General features: G+C 60.5%; 19 protein-coding genes. 4 read left to right on the top strand and 15 right to left on the bottom strand.

Features of this window, described 5'->3' with window-relative positions; all coding sequences use genetic code 11:
* Positions 1-93: 93 nt before the first annotated feature.
* Complete coding sequence (locus tag K0H48_RS19055) at positions 94-717, bottom strand: metalloregulator ArsR/SmtB family transcription factor (RefSeq protein WP_219268688.1); 624 nt, start codon at positions 715-717, stop codon at positions 94-96.
* 95 nt (positions 718-812) lie between these two features.
* Here K0H48_RS19055 and K0H48_RS19050 point away from each other — a divergent pair, with 95 nt between their 5' ends.
* Positions 813-2,240 (top strand): MFS transporter, encoded by a 1,428-nt coding sequence (locus K0H48_RS19050; protein ID WP_219268687.1) that lies wholly within the window; start codon positions 813-815, stop codon positions 2,238-2,240.
* Here the strand turns inward: K0H48_RS19050 and K0H48_RS19045 are convergent.
* Together K0H48_RS19045 and K0H48_RS19040 are read right to left on the bottom strand one after the other, a co-directional pair.
* Entirely contained in the window at positions 2,226-3,476 is a 1,251-nt protein-coding gene (locus K0H48_RS19045) for an NADH:flavin oxidoreductase/NADH oxidase family protein (protein WP_219268686.1), read from the bottom strand. The two genes, K0H48_RS19050 and K0H48_RS19045, sit on opposite strands and share 15 nt — an antisense overlap.
* A gap of 72 nt (positions 3,477-3,548) precedes the next feature.
* Positions 3,549-3,971 (bottom strand): MerR family transcriptional regulator, encoded by a 423-nt coding sequence (locus K0H48_RS19040; RefSeq protein WP_219268685.1) that lies wholly within the window; start codon positions 3,969-3,971, stop codon positions 3,549-3,551.
* A 159-nt stretch (positions 3,972-4,130) separates the two neighbouring features.
* Between K0H48_RS19040 and K0H48_RS19035 the strand changes: the two genes are divergently transcribed.
* Complete coding sequence (locus tag K0H48_RS19035; RefSeq protein ID WP_219268684.1) at positions 4,131-4,961, top strand: alpha/beta fold hydrolase; 831 nt, start codon at positions 4,131-4,133, stop codon at positions 4,959-4,961.
* A gap of 42 nt (positions 4,962-5,003) precedes the next feature.
* Here K0H48_RS19035 and K0H48_RS19030 read toward each other — a convergent pair whose 3' ends face one another.
* Genes K0H48_RS19030 through K0H48_RS19020 form a run of 3 tightly spaced genes read right to left on the bottom strand, consistent with a single transcriptional unit; the run spans position 5,004 to position 7,606 of the window.
* Entirely contained in the window at positions 5,004-5,507 is a 504-nt protein-coding gene (locus K0H48_RS19030) for a flavin reductase family protein (RefSeq protein WP_219268683.1), read from the bottom strand.
* A gap of 51 nt (positions 5,508-5,558) precedes the next feature.
* Positions 5,559-6,593 carry a methionine synthase gene (locus K0H48_RS19025; protein ID WP_219268903.1) on the bottom strand — a complete coding sequence of 345 codons (1,035 nt, stop codon included), beginning with the start codon at positions 6,591-6,593 and terminating at the stop codon, positions 5,559-5,561.
* Positions 6,594-6,622: 29 nt separating this feature from the next.
* The gene (locus K0H48_RS19020; RefSeq protein WP_219268682.1) at positions 6,623-7,606 is read right to left on the bottom strand and encodes a DUF1852 domain-containing protein; all 984 of its coding nucleotides are present in this window, start codon (positions 7,604-7,606) and stop codon (positions 6,623-6,625) included.
* A gap of 295 nt (positions 7,607-7,901) precedes the next feature.
* Here K0H48_RS19020 and K0H48_RS19015 point away from each other — a divergent pair, with 295 nt between their 5' ends.
* Positions 7,902-9,278 carry a PLP-dependent aminotransferase family protein gene (locus K0H48_RS19015; protein ID WP_219268681.1) on the top strand — a complete coding sequence of 459 codons (1,377 nt, stop codon included), beginning with the start codon at positions 7,902-7,904 and terminating at the stop codon, positions 9,276-9,278.
* Here K0H48_RS19015 and panB read toward each other — a convergent pair.
* Positions 9,266-10,081, bottom strand: coding sequence for a 3-methyl-2-oxobutanoate hydroxymethyltransferase (panB, locus tag K0H48_RS19010; protein ID WP_219268680.1), 816 nt, complete (start codon positions 10,079-10,081; stop codon positions 9,266-9,268). The two genes, K0H48_RS19015 and panB, sit on opposite strands and share 13 nt — an antisense overlap.
* 140 nt (positions 10,082-10,221) lie before the next feature.
* Between panB and K0H48_RS19005 the strand changes: the two genes are divergently transcribed.
* Positions 10,222-10,389 (top strand): DUF2986 domain-containing protein, encoded by a 168-nt coding sequence (locus K0H48_RS19005; protein ID WP_017136986.1) that lies wholly within the window; start codon positions 10,222-10,224, stop codon positions 10,387-10,389.
* Here K0H48_RS19005 and K0H48_RS19000 read toward each other — a convergent pair.
* The 8 genes from K0H48_RS19000 to K0H48_RS18965 all read right to left on the bottom strand — a co-directional run bounded on the left by K0H48_RS19000 (position 10,360) and on the right by K0H48_RS18965 (position 17,970).
* Positions 10,360-11,343: a helix-turn-helix domain-containing protein gene (locus tag K0H48_RS19000; RefSeq protein WP_219268679.1), complete on the bottom strand. Its 984-nt coding sequence runs from the start codon at positions 11,341-11,343 to the stop codon at positions 10,360-10,362. The genes K0H48_RS19005 and K0H48_RS19000 overlap by 30 nt on opposite strands.
* Positions 11,344-11,347: 4 nt before the next feature.
* Positions 11,348-11,890 (bottom strand): cysteine hydrolase family protein, encoded by a 543-nt coding sequence (locus K0H48_RS18995; RefSeq protein ID WP_219268678.1) that lies wholly within the window; start codon positions 11,888-11,890, stop codon positions 11,348-11,350.
* Between the two features lie 114 nt (positions 11,891-12,004).
* Positions 12,005-13,345 carry an MFS transporter gene (locus K0H48_RS18990; RefSeq protein WP_219268677.1) on the bottom strand — a complete coding sequence of 447 codons (1,341 nt, stop codon included), beginning with the start codon at positions 13,343-13,345 and terminating at the stop codon, positions 12,005-12,007.
* Between the two features lie 169 nt (positions 13,346-13,514).
* Positions 13,515-14,456, bottom strand: a complete 942-nt coding sequence (locus tag K0H48_RS18985; protein ID WP_219268676.1) for a biotin-dependent carboxyltransferase family protein — start codon at positions 14,454-14,456, stop codon at positions 13,515-13,517.
* A complete protein-coding gene (pxpB, locus tag K0H48_RS18980; protein WP_368862168.1) occupies positions 14,453-15,187 on the bottom strand; it encodes a 5-oxoprolinase subunit PxpB in 735 nt (244 codons plus the stop codon). Before pxpB ends, K0H48_RS18985 begins: the two co-directional genes overlap by 4 nt.
* 132 nt (positions 15,188-15,319) lie before the next feature.
* Positions 15,320-15,745, bottom strand: a complete 426-nt coding sequence (locus tag K0H48_RS18975) for a VOC family protein (RefSeq protein ID WP_138814599.1) — start codon at positions 15,743-15,745, stop codon at positions 15,320-15,322.
* A gap of 111 nt (positions 15,746-15,856) precedes the next feature.
* Positions 15,857-16,732, bottom strand: coding sequence for a LysR family transcriptional regulator (locus K0H48_RS18970; RefSeq protein ID WP_219268674.1), 876 nt, complete (start codon positions 16,730-16,732; stop codon positions 15,857-15,859).
* Between the two features lie 26 nt (positions 16,733-16,758).
* Positions 16,759-17,970, bottom strand: a complete 1,212-nt coding sequence (locus K0H48_RS18965; protein WP_219268673.1) for a YeeE/YedE family protein — start codon at positions 17,968-17,970, stop codon at positions 16,759-16,761.
* Positions 17,971-18,081 lie beyond the last annotated feature (111 nt).

The raw sequence follows: 18,081 nt of genomic DNA, 5'->3' as shown, positions 1-18,081 counted from the left end.
TCGCCACAGGGGAATATGGATACCTTCAATAGGTGTGTAGACACCGATGGCTATCGCAGGCAAGCCTGCTCCCACATTTAATCGGCGGCGCGTTCAGTGAATCCGATAAGCACACCGCCGCGCGCCCAACTGAATATGCTCCACGCGCTCGACCTTGGCCCGCAACACCTGCTCGAACACCTGCAATTCTGCGCGGCAAAACCCTTGGCACGCGGTCGCCGCTGCGCAGATCGGGCAGTGGTTCTCCACCAGGATCAGGGCACCGTCCGGCTGCTCGCTGCACTGAGCCATGTAGCCTTCACGCGTGCGCAGCGCCGCGAGTTTTTCGACCCGCGCCTTGAGGCCGCTGACGCCTTGCATCTCACGCTCATACAACGCCTGGGTCTGGCGCTCGCGCACGTCGATCAAACGCTCAATGGCCTCTTCACCAAAGGTCTCGCGCACGGTCTGCAGCAGTTGCACGGTGAGTTCGGAATGGGTGTCGGGAAAGCGCGCATGCCCTGCCGCCGTCAGTCGCCAGACCTGGGTTGGGCGCCCTACCCCACGCACTTCGGCGTGAGCCTCGACCAACCCACTGGCCGCCAGCTTCACTAACTGCTGGCGGGCCGCTTCACCGGTTGTGCCGAGAAACTCACCGGCATCACTGGCCAATTGTGGCCCACGGGTCTTGAGCAGGTGCAGCAAACGATCCGCCGGTGACACCGGGGAATATTCCAAGTCATTTCTTGACAAAATAAAGTGCCTCACCGCAATATTCAAAGCAATTGCTTGGCAAATTAACTCAAGCCCGACAGCGGCACAAGGAATCGTCGATGCACACCCAAGACAGCAGCTGGAGTGAGTTACTCCGGGGCAAGAACGCCACCCGTTCCATCGCCCTTTCCGGCGGCATTGCGCTGTATGCCACCAACACTTACATCGCCACGACCATTCTGCCGTCGGTGGTCGCCGAAATCGGCGGGCTGGCGCTGTACGCGTGGAGCACCACGCTGTATGTGGTGGCTTCGATCCTCGGCTCCGCCCTCACATCCAAGCTGCTGCAACGCACCGGGCCACGGCTGGCATACACCGTCGCCACGTTGATCTTTATGGTCGGCGTGCTGATCTGCGCCTTGGCACCGAGCATGCCGGTGATGCTGGCCGGGCGCTTGATTCAGGGGTTGGGCGGCGGCATGTTGCTAGCCTTGTGTTACTCGATGATCCAACTAGTGTTTGAAGAGCGCCTGTGGCCGCGAGCAATGGCGCTGGTGTCGGGCATGTGGGGCGTGGCGACGCTGGTCGGGCCGGCCGTGGGTGGCGTGTTTGCCGAGCTGGACGCCTGGCGTTTTGCCTTCGGCGCCATGGTGCCGATAAGCCTTGCCTATATGGTACTGACCCACCGTGCGCTACCGCCACGCGATCCCACGGCGAGCACGGCCAGCCGCTTGCCTGTGCCACAGCTGGTGCTGTTGGCCGCCGCCGTGCTGGCGGTGTGCGCGGGCAGCGTGTCGGCGCTACCGAGCTGGAACCTGCTGGGCATCGCGGTGTGCGCCGTGTTGGTGTGGGTGCTGATCCGCCACGAGTCCAACGCGACCATACGGCTGCTGCCCAAGGACGCGCTGAAGTTCAACACCCCGCTGTGCGCGCTGTATGCAACCACTTGCCTGCTGGTGATCGGCATGAGCAGCGAGATTTTCATGCCGTATTTTCTGCAACACCTGCATGGTCAATCACCGCTGGTTGCCGGGTATATGGCCGCGCTGATGGCGGCCGGCTGGACCGTGTCGGAAATCCTCAGCTCCGGCTGGAGCGGCCGTAGCGCACAGCGCGCCATCCTCGCGGGGCCGCTGTTTATCGTCGCCGGGCTGGTGCTGTTGGCGATTACCACGCCTGTGGCCAGCCTGGGTGAATGGGCGCGGCTGGCGCCGATCTGCCTGGGGCTGTTCCTGGTCGGCTTCGGTATCGGCCTGGGCTGGCCGCACCTGCTGACGCGCATCCTGCAAGTGGCGTCGGAGCAGGACAAGGACACGGCCGCCGCGTCGATCACCACCTTGCAGCTGTTCGCCATGGCCCTGGGCGCGGCATTGGCGGGAGTGATTTCCAACGTGGCGGGTATCAACGACGCAACCGGCAATGCCGGCATCGCCAATGCGGCACAGTGGCTGTTTGCACTGTTTACCCTGGCGCCGGTGTTGGCCTGGGTGATGGCACGGCGCGCGACGCGGGTGAAGGTTCAGGCAGCAGAATTAAGCGCGTCCTGATTCCACCTCACCACGCTTGGCGATCCAGCGGCGATACTGCCGCGTGCGCAAAGCGTTGCCCAGTTGTTGCTCGATCAATGCGCGTAACGGTGATACGCCGGGATCAGGCTGCTTGCGCTGGCTGAGTTTGCGCAGCTGGAACTTGACCAGCGCCATATTGGCCAAGGAGGCGAAGGCTTTGTTTTTCCAGGTGATCGGTGGCAATTCGGGTGCGGTGTCTTTGCCCTCAAGCCACGCACGCGGCAGGTGCGGATCAATCGCCAACGCGGTGCCGATGCCCACCATGTCCACGCCGCCTTGCACTACGCTTTCAGCCACCGGACGTCGACGGATACCGCCGGTGACCATCACCGGCATCTTGGCGACCGTCTGGATGTCGTGGGCAAACTCAACGAAATAGGCCTCACGCGCCAGGGTGCGGCCATCACGCGCGTCCCCCTGCATGGCGGGCGCTTCGTAACTGCCACCGGACAATTCCACCAGGTCCACACCCAGGTCGTTGAGCCATTCAACCACCTGCTTGGCATCCTCGGCGGTGAACCCGCCGCGCTGGAAATCGGCGGAATTGAGTTTGACCGCCACCGCAAATTCCCGGCTAACCACTGCGCGAACCGCCCTTACGGTATCGAGCAACAGCCGCGCGCGGTTTTCCAGGGAGCCGCCCCACGCGTCTGTGCGCTGATTGCTCAACGGCGAGAGGAACTGACTCAACAAATAACCATGGGCTGCATGGATTTCCACACCGGTAAAACCGGCCTGTTCGCCCAGGCGAGCGGCGCGCGCAAAACGCTGGATAACCTCGGCAATCACCTCGGCGGTCATCGCCTGGGGCCGGCTGAAGTGTTTGGATAACGCGCCCAGGTCCATGGCGACAGCCGACGGTGCCCAGGTCTGTTGCCCCAGGTTGGCCTGCATCTGCCGCCCGGGATGATTGATCTGTAACCAGAACTGCGCGCCACCTGAGCGGCCCACTTGGGCCCAGCGCTTGAACTTGCCCAGTTGCTGGTCATCTTGTAACACCACGCCGCCGGGGCCGGTCATGGCGCGGCCGTCGACCATTACGTTGCCGGTGATGATCAGGCCGGCGCCACCGTCGGCCCAGGCCTGGTAGAGACGCAACAGCTCGGCGGAAGGCGCCTGCTCGGCGTCTGCCATGTTCTCTTCCATGGCGGCTTTGGCGATGCGGTTTTTGATGGTCGAACCGTTGGGTAACAACAGGGGGTCGAACAGATTCATGGGGCAGTCCTCAGTTGGCGTGGGACCAGCCTAAGATTAAAGCCAACTTTAAGGTCAATGGCTTTTTTCAGGTCAATGCACGGCTTTCTCGCGTTCGTCCTGCAGTCGGTTGAGTAACAATTGCGCATTGTCCGCACACGCCACGCCCTCAGGCTTGCCTTCGATGCCGTCAATCACCCGCAGCAACTGGGCTTTATTCTGCGCCAGGCGTTGCTGCACCACCTCGATTTCCTCGACCTTGCGCTTGAGGGCAACGAGCAACGCTTCGTGTTGCCAGCCGCTGGCATTCATCGGCAGCAATTGGCGGATTTCGTCCAGGGAAAACCCCGCCGCCTGCGCGCCCGTGATCAGTTGCAACAACGCCGCAGCCTCCGGCGCATAGTCACGGTAGCCATTGGCCTTACGCGTCACCGACTTGATCAGGCCGCTCGCTTCGTAGAAACGGATGCGTGACGGCGCCAACCCGCTGAGTTTCGCCAGTTCGCCTATTCTCATGTTCCACTCCGCACACTCATTGACCTTGACGCGGACTGTAAACCTCAAGTGATCCGGCAGCCAAGCGTGGCCGCCCATCGGTTGAGCTGCACTTTGTTCAACGGCGCACGATCAACACATTGCTGTTGATGGCCGATCTATCACTTTGGAGAGATGAACATGGGGTATGTCACTACGCAGGACGGCGTTGAAATCTTTTACAAAGACTGGGGCCCACGCGACGCGCCGGTGATCTTCTTCCACCACGGCTGGCCACTGAGTGCCGACGACTGGGACGCGCAGATGCTGTTCTTCCTGGCTAACGGTTACCGCGTCGTCGCCCACGACCGCCGCGGCCATGGCCGCTCCAGCCAGGTCTGGGACGGCCACGACATGGACCACTACGCCGACGACGTCGCCGCCGTGGTCAACCACCTTGGCGTACAGGGCGCCGCCCATGTGGGTCACTCCACCGGCGGTGGCGAAGTCATCCACTACATTGCCCGCCATGGCGAAGACCGCGTGTCCAAAGCCGCCATCATCAGCGCCGTGCCACCGTTGATGCTGCAAACGCCGAGCAATCCGGGTGGCTTGCCCAAGTCGGTGTTCGACGACATGCAGGCGCAACTCAAAGCCAACCGCGCGCAGTTCTATCGCGACGTGCCGTCGGGGCCTTTTTATGGCTACAACCGGCCCGGTGCCAAGCCGTCGGAAGGCGTGATCCAGAACTGGTGGCGACAAGGCATGATGGGTTGCGCAATCGCCCATTACGACGGGATTGTGGCGTTTTCCCAAACGGACTTTACTGAGGCTTTGCGGCGCATCACGATCCCCGTGCTGGTAATGCACGGCGATGATGACCAGATTGTGCCGTATGAAGATTCCGGGCCGTTGTCGGCAAAACTGTTGAAGAATGGGACGCTGAAGACGTATGCAGGGTTTCCCCATGGGATGCCGACGACAAACGCGGATGTTATCAATGCGGACTTGCTTGAGTTTTTGCGCCAGTAAGTGATTGGGGGGCAGGTCAAAATCCTGCCCTCCTCTTGTCCATTAAACCTGTGCGGCGATGTTGCAATATTGCCCTTTGAAGTACAGCAAGGGCTGCGCCGCCGCAGGTTCTTGCAGGCTTAACGCTTTCACTTCACCAATCACAATCAAGTGGTCACCGGCAACGTGTTCGGCGTGAATTTCGCAATCCAGCCAGTGCAGGCTGCCGGCAATGATCGGATTACCCAGCGGCGATTGCCGCCAATCGACACCCGTCCATTTGTCCGTGCCGCGCCGGGCAAATTGATTGGAAATCCCGGCCTGCTCACCCGAGAGGATATTGACCACGAATCGACCGGCCTGGCGAATTTTGGGGTAGCTGGCCGAATTGGACATAACGCTGAATGACACCAGCGGTGGGCTCATCGACACGCTGTAGAACGACTGGCACGTGAAGCCGACCGGCTCGTCATCCAGGTGCGAGGTAATCACCGTAATACCGGATGCGTAGTGCCCGAGCGCTTCGCGAAAGCTCAGTGGCTCGACCGTCGTAGTGGGAAATGACATGGTAAATCCTGAACAGGGGGTGCAACTGCGTACACCCCTTCCAATGTTGGCTCAGCGCGCGTTGAGGAGTTCTCTTCGAACGATCTCTGCACCTGCACTCAACGCATTCAATTTGCCCCTTGCCACGTGGCGAGGCAAGGGCGCCATGCCACAGTTGGTGCACGGATAAAGCTTGTCGGCATCAACAAACTGAAGGGCTTTGCGCAGGGTATTGGCCACTTCTTCGGGCGTTTCAATGCTGTGGTTTGCCACATCAATGGCCCCAACCATCACTTTTTTGCCACGAATAAGCTCAATCAGGTCCATGGGGACATGGGAGTTGTGACATTCCAGCGAAATGATATCGATGCTGGATTTCTGTAGCTTGGGGAAGGCTTCTTCATATTGCCGCCACTCCGACCCCAGGGTCTTTTTCCAATCGGTGTTGGCCTTGATGCCATAGCCATAACAAATATGCACCGCTGTTTCACATTTAAGGCCTTCAATCGCCCGTTCCAGGGTGGCGACGCCCCATTCATTCACCTCGTCAAAGAACACGTTAAAAGCCGGTTCATCAAACTGGATGATGTCGACGCCCGCCGCTTCCAATTCCCGGGCTTCTTCATTGAGGATCTTGGCGAATGCCCAGGCGAGTTTTTCGCGGCTTTTATAGTGGTTGTCATACAGCGTATCGATCATGGTCATGGGGCCAGGTAGCGCCCATTTGATCGGTTGGCTGGTTTGCTGGCGCAAGAACTTGGCATCTTCGACAAACACCGGCTTTTGCCGGGCAACGGCGCCCACCACCGTCGGCACGCTCGCGTCATAGCGATCACGAATCCTGACGGTTTCACGTTTCTCGAAATCAACCCCGCTGAGGTGTTCGATAAACGTGGTCACGAAGTGTTGGCGAGTCTGCTCACCGTCACTGACGATATCAATCCCGGCGTGTTGCTGCTCCTGCAATGCCAGGCGCAAGGCATCTTGCTTGCCTTCAATTAATTCGTCACCTTGCAACTTCCAGGGCGACCACAGCGTCTCGGGCTCGGCAAGCCAGGTGGGTTTTGGCAAGCTGCCAGCTGTAGAAGTGGGTAATAACTTTTTCATGATAGGGACAACCTTGTACGTTTGATGAGTCAAGCGGCGTATTGAGCGGACCACTGTTCAAGCACAGCGTGATAGGGTTTGATGAAATTTTCCTCAACGAACCTGCCCTGCTCTATCGCCAGCCGACCACGTTCTTCTCGATCATAAACAATGAGTGTTAATGAATAATCCTTATGCTTCAAACTCGGTTGGTAGCGTTTTCCGGCAACGGAATTTGCATTGTAAATTTCAGGCCGGTAGATCTTTTGAAAGGTGTCCATCGTGCTAATGGTGCTGATAAGTTCAAGATTGGTGTAATCGCTGAGCAAGTCGCCGAAGAAATAAAACGCCAACGGCGCAGCACTGTTTGCCGGCATGAAATAGCGAACACTCAAGCCCATCTTCTTGAAGTACTCATCGGTTAACGAATACTCATCCTGCTGGTATTCAACACCCAGCACAGGGTGCAGATTTTCAGTGCGATGATAGGTTTTAGTGTTCGAAACACTCAGGCAGATCACGGGTAGCTTTTTGAAATTCCGTGTGTACGCACTCGAGCTCACGAAGCACTTGAACAGCTTGCCGTGCAAGTCGCCGAAATTGGCAGGCGTGCTGAACTCAGCCTGGCCCTGGTTATGGCCCAACAACACCACGCTAAAGTCATAGTCGCGTACATACGAAGAAAAATTATTGCCGACGATGCCCTCAATGCGCTCGTTGGTTTTACGGTCCACGATCGTGGTTTTCAACACTTCGATCAGTGGAATCGCCTGTCCATTGCTTTCAACACCGATCTGCATCTCGGCGGACACGATTTCGAGTTCGAGCGCATACCGATCACCGTTGGCATTATCCCAATGCGCCAAGGCGTTAAAGCGGTTATTGATCATCTTCAAGGTATTGCGCAAGTTCTCCTGGCGGCGCTCGCCCCTCGCCAAATTAGCGAAATTGGTGGTGATACGCGTGTTTTCGGAGGGGCGATAGTGTTCGTCAAAACAAATACTTTTAATCGTAAATTCAAACGCGTTGTTCATGACCACCTGGCACCTTAAAAAGTTGAGACAGACTTGAGTTCACTGTTTGCCTTTTAGCAACACGCCGACGTTTGACCCAAGTCTTTACAGTTTCAATAATTAAGGTGGAGTGTATGCTGGCCTTAGAGCAAGAGATAATGAAACGATTTCACTAAACCTTTAGCCCTGTTCATGATCGGTTGCCTGAAACCCAATGGGCCGTAGCCGTGGGCTGTTTAAGCCCTGGACGCGCGCAAATGAGATCGCCTTGGGTGATACTGGCAGGCCCTCTTCGTTTTGCGCAGCGCAAAGGATCATGGATAAACCCAAAGACGCCGGCTTTGCCTATCAAGCGGTCTACCGCTACCTGGTCGAGTTGATCGACGCCAGCCCATCGCGAGGCGAGCGCAAACTGCCGTCCCTGCGCCAATTGGCCGAGCGCCTTGGCGTATCTGTGTCCACCACCAAATACGCCTATGCCTTGCTTGAGGATGAAGGGCGGATCTACGCCCGGCCCAAACAGGGCTATTTCATAAAGGCCATGCCCGCGCCAGTATCTACTGACACCAACCTGCTCGATCAGGTGTTTACCAATGCCCGCCAGCCGGGAATGCTTGCCTTGAGCAGCGATGCACCGGCGATGCTGTTGTCGCTGGAAAACCCGCTGCTGATGCTTGAACGTGAACTGACCCGCCAGCACCCACGCTCCCTCGCGCCGCTTTATTTACCCTTCGGTGAGCCCGAGCTACGCGCGGCACTGGCCGAGCGCTACACCCAATCCGCCGACCGCTACTGGCAGGCCGACCAGGTGTATATCGGTGCGGACTTGCACAGCGTGCTGGATGCGGCACTCAATGCCCTGGACCTGTGCGGCACCGTGGCGCTGGTGGAGTCACCCTGTTCGTGGGCGATCCTGCGCCAGTTGCAGACGGCGAAGATTCGTGTGATCGAAATGCCCCTCGACGCCCACGGGCGTTTCGACCTGGCGGCGCTGGAAGGCGTGCTGATGCGTGAGCCGATTCGCCTGGCGGTGCTGTCGTCGACGGTGAATATCCCCCAGGGCGGGGTGATGCCGGCACAGGACAAGCAGCAGATCTGCTGCTGGCTGGCGGCGCGGGATATCTGGCTGTTGGAAAACGACACCTACGGCGAGCTGTATTTCGGGGCGTTGCCGGCGCGTTATCGCGACTTCGCCGACCTGCAGAAACTGCTGGTGTTTTCGACCTTCGATAAAGTCATCGGCTCGGAAGCGCCGTATGGCTATGTGTTGTGTCGCGGGCACGCGGCGCAATTGCAACGGGTGTTTATGGAGCGCGGGTTTCGGCTGTCACCGATCCGGCAGCGGGCCATTGCCAAGTTGCTCACCTCCAAGCGCCTCGACACGCATTTGAAAGCGCTGCGGGCGCTGCTGCTGGAGCGCATGACCGGCATGAAAGCCTTGCTGGAGCAACACTGGCAGGTAATCGCGCCCCAAGGCGGCGCCAGCTTCTGGCTGCAGGCGCCGCACGCGGTTGATATGCGCCAGGTGTTTGCGCGCCTGCTGGCCCAGCGCATCGTCATAGCCCCCGGCGAGCTGTTCAGCCAGCACGGCGCCTGGCCGCAGCACCTGCGCCTGAGCTACACCCTCGACTGGAGCAAGGACATCGCCCAGGCCGTGAAACTATTGGCAGAGGCGATCGATCAAAGCCCGTAGCAATGCCGCGCTTCAGGGAAACGGCCATGGCGCACGTCATCGGCAAACCGTTCGCAGGCATCGCGAATTACCGCGCCTACATCCGCGTACTGTTTGACGAAGCGCGGCAGGTGCTCGCCGCCCAACCCCAACAGGTCTTCGGTCACCAACACTTGGCCATCGCACGCAGGCGAGGCGCCAATGCCGATGGTGGGCATTTTCGAGTCCAGGGTGATCTGCCGCGCGACGCCTTCGGCTACCCCTTCGAGCAGCAGGCCGAAGGCGCCCGCCTGCAGGTTGGCACGGGCATCTGCGGCAATCACTGCAGCGGTTTCGGCCGTGAGCCCTTGGGCCTTGAAGCCGCCCATCACGTTGACGAACTGCGGCATCAACCCCACATGGGCCATCACCGGAATGCCGCGCGCCACCAGAAACTCCACGGTGCCCGCCAACGCCACGTTGGCCTCCAGCTTCACCGCATCGCAACCGGTGCGCGCCAGCACTTGGGCACAGTTGCGAAACGCTTGCTCGTTGGATTCCTGATAGCTGCCAAAGGGCATGTCGGCAATGACGCAGGCCAGGCGCGTGCTGTCGACCACGGCGCGGGTATGGCCGATGATTTCTTCCAGCTGCATGCTCAAGGTCGAGGCTCGGCCATAGCCGACCATCGCCGTGGAATCACCCACCAGAATGAAGTCGACCAGCGGGTCGATCAGCTTGGCGATGGCGCTGGAATATGCAGTGAGGGAGACGATTTTCTGTTGGCCCTTCATGGCGACCAACTGCGGGACGGTCAGGCGTTTGGTGCGGGTGTGGATGCTCATCGGTGCTTTCCGTTTGTGCTGAATTCACGGCCCGATTATTGGTAAAACCCCAGGGCGTTCAATGCACAGATTGACGCTAAAAAGCGACCCAGGTTTTTAACCTGATATCATCCGCGCCTTCACCCACCAGGCACCGACACATGAACCGCCAGAAAAAACTCAAGCAGCTCTTCAAGGCCAAAGCCAAGAAGGCCAGCGCCAAACTGGCGCCCAAAAGCAAAGATAAATACATCAGCAAAGCCGACCGCGCCAAACTCGAAGCCGAGGCCGATCAAGCCTCAACCAGCGGCGCCGACACGCCCGCTTGAAGGCGTGCCTACCGCATACTTGCTCCAGATACGTCGCAGGTGCCGGGCTGACCCAAAACCTGCGCGCTCGGCGACGGTTTCCATGTCCAGGCTCGACGCCATGAGCAGTTCACGGGCCACGCTGATACGCAGCGTGTGCAGGTAATCCAGCGGGCTGATGCCCACGTGCTCGTGGAACAGCCGCGCCAGGTGGCGGCTGCTGGTACACGCCAGTTCGGCCATGCGGGTGACGGTCCAGGCCTCACAGGGCGCAGCGGCGATGGCGTCCTGCACCCGATGCACCGCCGGGTGCAGGTGGTTGCGACCGGTGATCCAGGCTGAGAGCTGCGGGTCGGCGCCGCTGCGGCGCATGTACACCACCATGTCGCGCGCCACGCTGCAGGCCAGGCGTGGCCCGGCCAACTCGGCGAGCAGGTGCAGCATCAGGTCGATGCCCGCCGTCACACCGGCGCTGCAACTGACCGGGCCGTCGGTGACATACAGCCGGTTTTCCAGCACCCGGGCCTTGGGCGCCAGGGCCTGCAATGCCGCGCACAGTGCGTGGTGGGTGGTGCACTGGCGGCCATCGAGCAACCCGGCGCGGGCGGCACTCAATGCGCCGGCGCACACGCAGACCAGCCGCTGGCCCGACGGTGCAAACACGTTTTGCAGCCATTGGGTCAAGGTGTCGCTGGCCGACTCGAACGCCTGTTGCTGCGCCTTGCTCACCGTCGACGTGGAACCGACCAACACCACCAGCGTGCCGGGCGCCAGGCTGGGCGGCAGTGGCGCCAAGCCGGCCAGCGGCAAGCCGATGGAGGTTTGCAGGGCCGGCACCGGGCTGACGTACTGCAAGTCGAAGTCAAGGGCTGCCGGGTCCTCGCTTTGCGCGGCCAGGCGCAGCACCTCGGCGGGGCCGGCCAGGTCCAGCATCAGCACATTGGGCAACAGCACGAACAGCACCGGCACGCTCACGGGTTCAACTCTCCAAGGCCTGGGCGACGGTGACGATGCGCGCAAAGCGGTCTTCCAGCACCAGCTCGGTACGCTCGCGAATCTCGGCGGCGCTGTACTCGCGGCCAGTGCGCGCGTGGGTCATGGGGAAGGTCAGGGTCGCTTCGCTGACAAAATCCACGCTGAAACCGCTGTCCGACGCCTGCCGGGTGGTGGTTTCACAGCACTGCTCGGTGCGGATGCCACTGATGATCAGCGCGCTCACGCCCATCTGCGTAAGCCGCGCAGCCAAAGGCGTGCCGGCGAAGGCGCTGTGAAAGCGCTTGTGGATGATCAGGTCGGGGTTGATCGACAACTCGCTCAAGGTTTTGACATTGCCCGATGCCATCGAAAAGTGCCCTTGGTCTTCAACATGGAAGACTTGTATCACCGGGATGCCCTGTTGAACACACCCATCGATCAGCGCTTGCTGTTTTTCCAGGAACAATGGCAGGTCATTTTCGGACCAGTAAGCAGAATGACGGAATGAATGCTGCACATCGATAACGATAAGGGCTTTGCGGCTCATGAGAGGTCCTTGTGGCTTGCATCACAGTGGTTGATGCAAGCCATGGTAAGCACGCCAGTCGATAAGCAACAGGCAGGTGAAGGACCACTTAAGGACAGATTCGGACATAGTGTTTCAGCGCCGCAAGTCACCCTGTGAGGTTTCCCGCAGCGTGGTCAAGGCCACCAACGCACACACCGCCGCCCCGGCCATGAAAAACCCCGGCACCAGCAGGTTGCCGGTCGAGCCGATCAACGAGGTGACGATATACGGCGTGATCCCGCCGCCTAAAATCGCGCCCAGGTTGATACTGATCGCCATGCCGGTATACCGCACGCGGGTTGGAAACTGTTCGGCGTAGGTGGGATAGCCCACCGACTGGATCACCGGCATCGGCAATGTCGCGACAAAAAACGCCAGCACCGCAATCAACAGGCTGCTGTTGTTCATCAACACCATCATCGGAATAACCAGCACCGCATAGCCGACAAAACCAATCGCCAAGGCCTTCTTGCGCCCGATGCGATCAGACAGCCCGCCCCACAACGGCATCATCGCCGCCATGCACAGACTGACGCCGGCAATCACCCAGTAGATCTTGGCCTTTTCAAAATGCAGGTAGGTGGTGAGGTAGATGTTCATGAACACCAGGCCGATGTAGTAGCCGGCGTTCTGTGCAAAAGCGAACACCACCACGCGCAGCACAGCCGGCAGGTTCTGGGTGAGCACCTCCTTGACCGGTGCGGTGGGTGGTTTTTCTACCGCCAGGAAGGCTTTGAACTCCGGGGTTTCCTCGACGTTGTGGCGCATGACGCAAGAGAAGATCACCAGGGGAATGGCCAGGAAAAACGGAATCCGCCAGGCCCAGGCTTGCAGTTGTTCGGCATCGACCAGGCCGGTGGTAATGCCGCAGATGATTGCCGCCATCGAGCCGCCAATCGCCACGCCCACCGGAGTGAAGGCGCCATAAAACCCGCGACGGCCTTTGGGCGAAGACTCGGCCAGGAACGCCGCCGCGCCGATGACTTCGCCACCGGCAAAAAAGCCCTGGGCCAGCCGGATCAGCACCAGCAGGATCGGCGCAACAATGCCCACCTGGGCCGAGGTTGGTAGCAGGCCGATGGCCGCCGTCGCGGTGCCCATGCCGATCACGGTACTGAGCAATACTTTGCGTCGGCCGATACGGTCGGCCAGGCGCCCCAGCAGAATCCCGCCCAGGGGCCGGATCAGAAAGGCACTGCCGAATACCGCCAGCGTGGCCAACAACGCCGCAGCGGCGTTATCACTGGGGAAAAATAACGGCGCGATAATCGTCGCCATAAAGCCATATACACCGAATTCGTAATACTCCACCGCCGTGCCCGTAGCGGCGGCGATCGCAGCGCGCCTGGCTATTTTTGTGGCACTGGTGTCGGTGGTTATTTCACGCGCATTAACACGCGGCGATGGCGCTGTAGTAGAGAACACTCGAGACATAAATACCTTCCACTCCGACCTTGGGTCGTTTGAGTTATTGAGGTGGATTGCGCCACCTAGAAGTAAACCCGCCGGGATACCAGGGGTTTTAATGCTCGACAGTAAGAAGGTTGAATGTAGGCTTGATCATGTAGCGCTCCTGTTTTTATTGTTGGGTGGCTACGCAGGTTTATGAGTGGGCGGCCTCCCGTTTTTTAAGCCAGCCCATACGCGCTACCAGCAATGCCTGCGCGGTGGGCAAATCGATCAGTGCGAAGCGAATTTCATCCCCCGGCATCAATTGCGCGAGTTTGGGTAGATCGACACTGGCCACCTGCGCAATGCGTGGGTAGCCACCAGTGGTTTGCCGGTCGGCCATCAACACAATCGGCTGCCCGCCCGCCGGCACTTGCACGGTGCCGAAGGTCACGCTTTCGGAGAGCAGTTGCCTGGGCTGCGTCAGGTCCAGCGCAGCGCCTTCCAGCCGGTAGCCCATGCGGTCCGAGGCGGCCGTCATTTGATAAGGCTCGTTGAGGAAGTCATGACGGGCCGACGCCGAAAAGTCGCTCCATTCGCGGCCGTGCAGCACGCGGATCGAGACGGCATTGGCTGACGGGTCGAGCAGCCAGCCGGCTGGAATATTCACCCGTGGCGGGTTGGCAAATGAAGAACAGATAGGGATCACATCGCCGGCTTTGAGCGCGCGCCCGCACAGCCCACCGAACCCGCCTCGGCTGTAAGTGCTGGCACTGTTCATCACAGGTTGCAGCAGGTAACCGCCGCTGACGGCCAGGTAAGCCCGTACACCGTATTCGCGCTTTTCGAAGCTCAGCACCGCGCCCGGTTTTACGCAGATGGCATGCCCTGGTTTGAGCACCACACCGTCCAGGCGTGCGCCCAGGTCGGCGCCGGCCAGGGCAATCAAGGCCTTGGCCTGAAAGCACAGCACCGGGCCTTGCAGGGTGATTTCCAGGCTGGCTGCGCGGGTCGGGTTGCCCACCAGCAGGTTGGCCAGTGCGTGGGCGTCCTGGTCCATCGCACCGTTGACCGGCACGCCCCAATGCTGGAAGCCGGTACGCCCGGTGTCCTGGAACGAGGAAAACAGCCCGGGCCTGATCACTTTGATTGTCATGGCCGCACTCCGGCCAGGGACTCGAACTCACGGGCGCTGATCGGCACAAAGCGCACTTGATCGCCACCCGTCAGCAGGCAGGGCGGATCATTGGCCGGCGTGAACAGGCGCAACGGCGTGCGGCCGATGATGTTCCAGCCTCCCGGCAAATCCGAGGGGTAAATCACGCTTTGGCAGTTGGCCAACCCCACGCTGCCCTGCTTGACCTCAGTGCGCGGCACCGCGCGGCGGGCCAGCTTCAACGCGGGTTGATGCATGCCGATATAAGGATGGCCCGGCGCAAAACCGACCATCAGCACATCCACCCATTGGCCGCTGTGCGCGGCAATCACTTCGCTTGGGGTCATGGCGCAGGCGTTGGCGATGTGCAACAAGTCAGGCGCGTATTCGCCCTCATAGCACACGGGGATTTCCCACTGTTTAGCGGGCGTGCGAAGTGCGTTTTGCAGGCCCAGCAGGGCGTTTTCCAGCACCTGGGCAACGGCGTCAAAGGGCGTTAAGTGCGGAGACTGCATTGCGAAAGTGTAGGGGCAATAATGCACGCCGACCGTCACCAGTGCCGGAACGACATCCGTGATACCGCACAGCTTTCCACGCGCCTGCAAGTCCTGCAGCGCGGCGCTTAACGCCACGGCACGCCGGTTTGCCTGCGCACTGAACGCCGTGGCAAACACCACCACGATGCAACTGTCGCCACAGGCTTCGAACTGCCAACGCAGCGACGCAGGCACGGGCCTGGTCTCACAGTTAACGTCAGACATCACGGCATATCTCGCATGCGGCAGGCATGAAGATCCGCCCCGCAGGGCTTCACTGTCTTATAAACGCCGTCGCTCTGGTGGCGACGGTCGCACGGTGGGCGCTTACTTGGCGAACAGCAGGCTCATGTCTTTGAACGCCTTGAACTCCAGGGCGTTGCCGCACGGGTCGAACAGGAACATGGTGGCCTGCTCGCCCACCTCACCCTTAAAGCGGATGTAGGGTTCGATCACAAACCGGGTCTCCCGCGCGCGCAGCCGATCGGCCAAAGCTTCCCATTGGTCCCATTGCAGGATGATGCCGAAATGCGGCACCGGCACATCGTGGCCGTCCACCGGGTTGGAGTGCACCGACTCCTGAGATTCGGTTTTGGGATGCTCGTGAATCACCAGCTGGTGGCCGTAAAAATCGAAGTCGACCCATTGCGCACTGGAGCGCCCTTCCGAAAGGCCAAACACATCGCCGTAGAAGTGACGCGCGGCGGCCAGGTCGTAGACGGGAATCGCTAAATGAAAGGGAGAAAGGCTCACGGTGGCTACCTGCTGGTTCTGTTTGGTTAGAACCCGATTCTTCACCAGAAAGCCCCACGGATAAAGCGGATATCCTTCGCCCTGAGCCTCAATAATTTCGATGCTCGCGCCCTACTTCGGCGCACCCAGCACTTCGATGATGCACGCCCTGAATAATTCGAAGAGCGGCAATTGGCGCTGGGTGTACTTGGTCAGCAGCACGATTTCACGGTAGAACGTGAGCTTGTCCAATCGCAAAACCCGCACGTCGCTGCCATGTTCCAGCCACAGGCCGGCCAGGGGCACCAGCGACACGCCGAGGCCGCTGCGCACCATCTTGACGATGGCGTCCAGCTCGTCGAGTTCCAGCGCCTGCTGGGTCTGGAGCTTGTGTTCCTTGAGAAACTGCGTGACCTGGCGCCCGCCGAACGAGCCACGGTCATACCGCACGAAGGGTTGCTCACGCAGGATCTGCAGCGGGTCGTCGCCCTGCACGTCCTTGGCGGTAATCAGCACAAAGGGTTCACGGGCGATCACTTCGATATTCAGGTCTTTGGGCAGGTTGAACGGCGGGCGGATCATGATCGCCAGGTCCAGCTCACCGGCATCCACCTGGCTGAGCAGGTTGAGTGAAACCCCCGGCACCAGGCTGACCTCGATAAACGGCGCGCGGCGTTTAAGCGCGACCAGCGCCTGGGGCAGGATGCCGGTTTGCACACTGCCAATGGCGCCGATGCGCAGCGAACCGTGAAAGTTGTTGGCGCTGTCGGGCGCGCCCATACGCGAGAAAATATCCAGAATCTCCTCCGCCAGCGGCACCGCACGCTGCCCGGCCGCGTTGAGCGTGGCGGAGCGACCGGTGCGGTCGAACAGCTTGACGCCCAGAGCGTCCTCGAGGTGTTTGATCTGCGCACTCACAGCCGATTGCGTCAGCCCCACCTGCTGCCCGGCGGCGGCGAAAGTGCCACGGCGGGCGGCGCTCACGAAGGTTCTCAGCTCTCTGATCATGGGGCTACCTTATAGGTCGTTGGGGTTCAGCAACCGCTCAAGGCCACCTGCGGCCGCTCGCCTGCGAAGAAGAACGAGCGTAGGCGCACGCCGACGCTGTTACCGATAAACGCTGCCACCAACCACACCCAGCCATGCAGGCTGCCGGAGGCGATGCCGCTGAAGTAAGCGCCGATGTTGCAGCCGTAGGCCAGGCGCGAGCCATAGCCCAGCATCAAGCCACCGATCACTGCGGCCACCAGCGAGCGCGCCGGGATTTTCAGGCTCGGGGCAAACCGCCCGGCCAGGCCCGCGGCCAACAGCGCGCCGAGGACGATACCGATGTCCATCACGCTGGTGATGTCTTCCCACACAGGCGCAGCCAGGGCTTTGGCATTGCCCGGCATTTGCCAGAACGCCCAACTGGCCACGTCCACGCCCAAGCCGCTGGCCACTTTGGCACCCCACAGCGCAAACGCCGAGGTGATGCCCCATGGCCGCCCGGCCAGTGCCAGCGTTGCATAGTTAAGCAGCGCCAGGCCGATTGCACCCCACACCAACGGCCAAGGCCCGCGCAGGAAACGGCGCAGGCCGATGTGCTCGCTGCTCACGCCTGCTTCAAGTTGGCCGTGACGGCCCTTTTCCAAACGCACGGTGACCAGCGCAATGAGCGCAAACACGGCCAGGCTCAGAATCATGGCCGGCAACACGCCGAAGCTCTTGACGATGGACACCGCCGGGAACGCCGGCAACGCGAACCACCAATCCACATGGTGCGTGGCAATCAGCGAGCCGCAGATAAAGAACAGCAGCGTCACCAGCATGCGCGCATTGCCGCCGCCCACGGTGAACAGCGTACCGGACGCACAACCGCCGCCCAACTGCATGCCGATACCAAAGATAAACGCCCCGAACACCACCGACACCCCAGCCGGCGCTACCAGCCCGACCACCGGCTGCCCGAACAGCGTGCCCGCGCCCAATGCCGGGAAAAACAGCAACACTGCCACCGCCAGCATGATCATCTGTGCGCGCAAACCGGCGCCGCGCCGATCATTGATAAATACGCGCCAGGCTGACGTGAATCCGAAAGCGGCGTGGTACAGGGTCAAGCCCAGTGCTGCGCCGACCACCAGCAACAACACCTGGCGCGAGCCGACGCTGTTTTGCAGGAATACGGCGCCGACCACCAGGATGATAAAAGCCACCCACGGCGCGATGGGCTTGCGCGCGGGGGTCAGGGAAAGGGAAGTGCTCATGGGGGATCTCGGTTTATTTTTAACAGGAGTGGACTACCAGGGTGTCGAGTATAAAGGATCAGTCTTGTATAAACGCCCAACACGCTGTTGTGGCAAGCAGGTAAGCGCACT

The sequence above is a fragment of the Pseudomonas sp. Xaverov 259 genome (assembly GCF_019352915.1).
GTDB lineage: Bacteria > Pseudomonadota > Gammaproteobacteria > Pseudomonadales > Pseudomonadaceae > Aquipseudomonas.
The sequence above is the reverse complement of the archived record's forward strand: the minus strand, read 5'-3'. Positions and strand labels throughout refer to the sequence as shown.

Coding starts and splice junctions, on each gene's coding strand:
- K0H48_RS19050 (WP_219268687.1), top strand. CDS start 813: ATGCACACCCAAGACAGCAGCTGGAGTGAGTTACTCCGGGGCAAGAAC.
- K0H48_RS19045 (WP_219268686.1), bottom strand. CDS start 3,476: ATGAATCTGTTCGACCCCCTGTTGTTACCCAACGGTTCGACCATCAAA.
- K0H48_RS19040 (WP_219268685.1), bottom strand. CDS start 3,971: ATGAGAATAGGCGAACTGGCGAAACTCAGCGGGTTGGCGCCGTCACGC.
- K0H48_RS19035 (WP_219268684.1), top strand. CDS start 4,131: ATGGGGTATGTCACTACGCAGGACGGCGTTGAAATCTTTTACAAAGAC.
- K0H48_RS19030 (WP_219268683.1), bottom strand. CDS start 5,507: ATGTCATTTCCCACTACGACGGTCGAGCCACTGAGCTTTCGCGAAGCG.
- K0H48_RS19025 (WP_219268903.1), bottom strand. CDS start 6,593: ATGAAAAAGTTATTACCCACTTCTACAGCTGGCAGCTTGCCAAAACCC.
- K0H48_RS19020 (WP_219268682.1), bottom strand. CDS start 7,606: ATGAACAACGCGTTTGAATTTACGATTAAAAGTATTTGTTTTGACGAA.
- K0H48_RS19015 (WP_219268681.1), top strand. CDS start 7,902: ATGGATAAACCCAAAGACGCCGGCTTTGCCTATCAAGCGGTCTACCGC.
- panB (WP_219268680.1), bottom strand. CDS start 10,081: ATGAGCATCCACACCCGCACCAAACGCCTGACCGTCCCGCAGTTGGTC.
- K0H48_RS19005 (WP_017136986.1), top strand. CDS start 10,222: ATGAACCGCCAGAAAAAACTCAAGCAGCTCTTCAAGGCCAAAGCCAAG.
- K0H48_RS18995 (WP_219268678.1), bottom strand. CDS start 11,890: ATGAGCCGCAAAGCCCTTATCGTTATCGATGTGCAGCATTCATTCCGT.
- K0H48_RS18990 (WP_219268677.1), bottom strand. CDS start 13,345: ATGTCTCGAGTGTTCTCTACTACAGCGCCATCGCCGCGTGTTAATGCG.
- K0H48_RS18985 (WP_219268676.1), bottom strand. CDS start 14,456: ATGACAATCAAAGTGATCAGGCCCGGGCTGTTTTCCTCGTTCCAGGAC.
- K0H48_RS18970 (WP_219268674.1), bottom strand. CDS start 16,732: ATGATCAGAGAGCTGAGAACCTTCGTGAGCGCCGCCCGCCGTGGCACT.
- K0H48_RS18965 (WP_219268673.1), bottom strand. CDS start 17,970: ATGAGCACTTCCCTTTCCCTGACCCCCGCGCGCAAGCCCATCGCGCCG.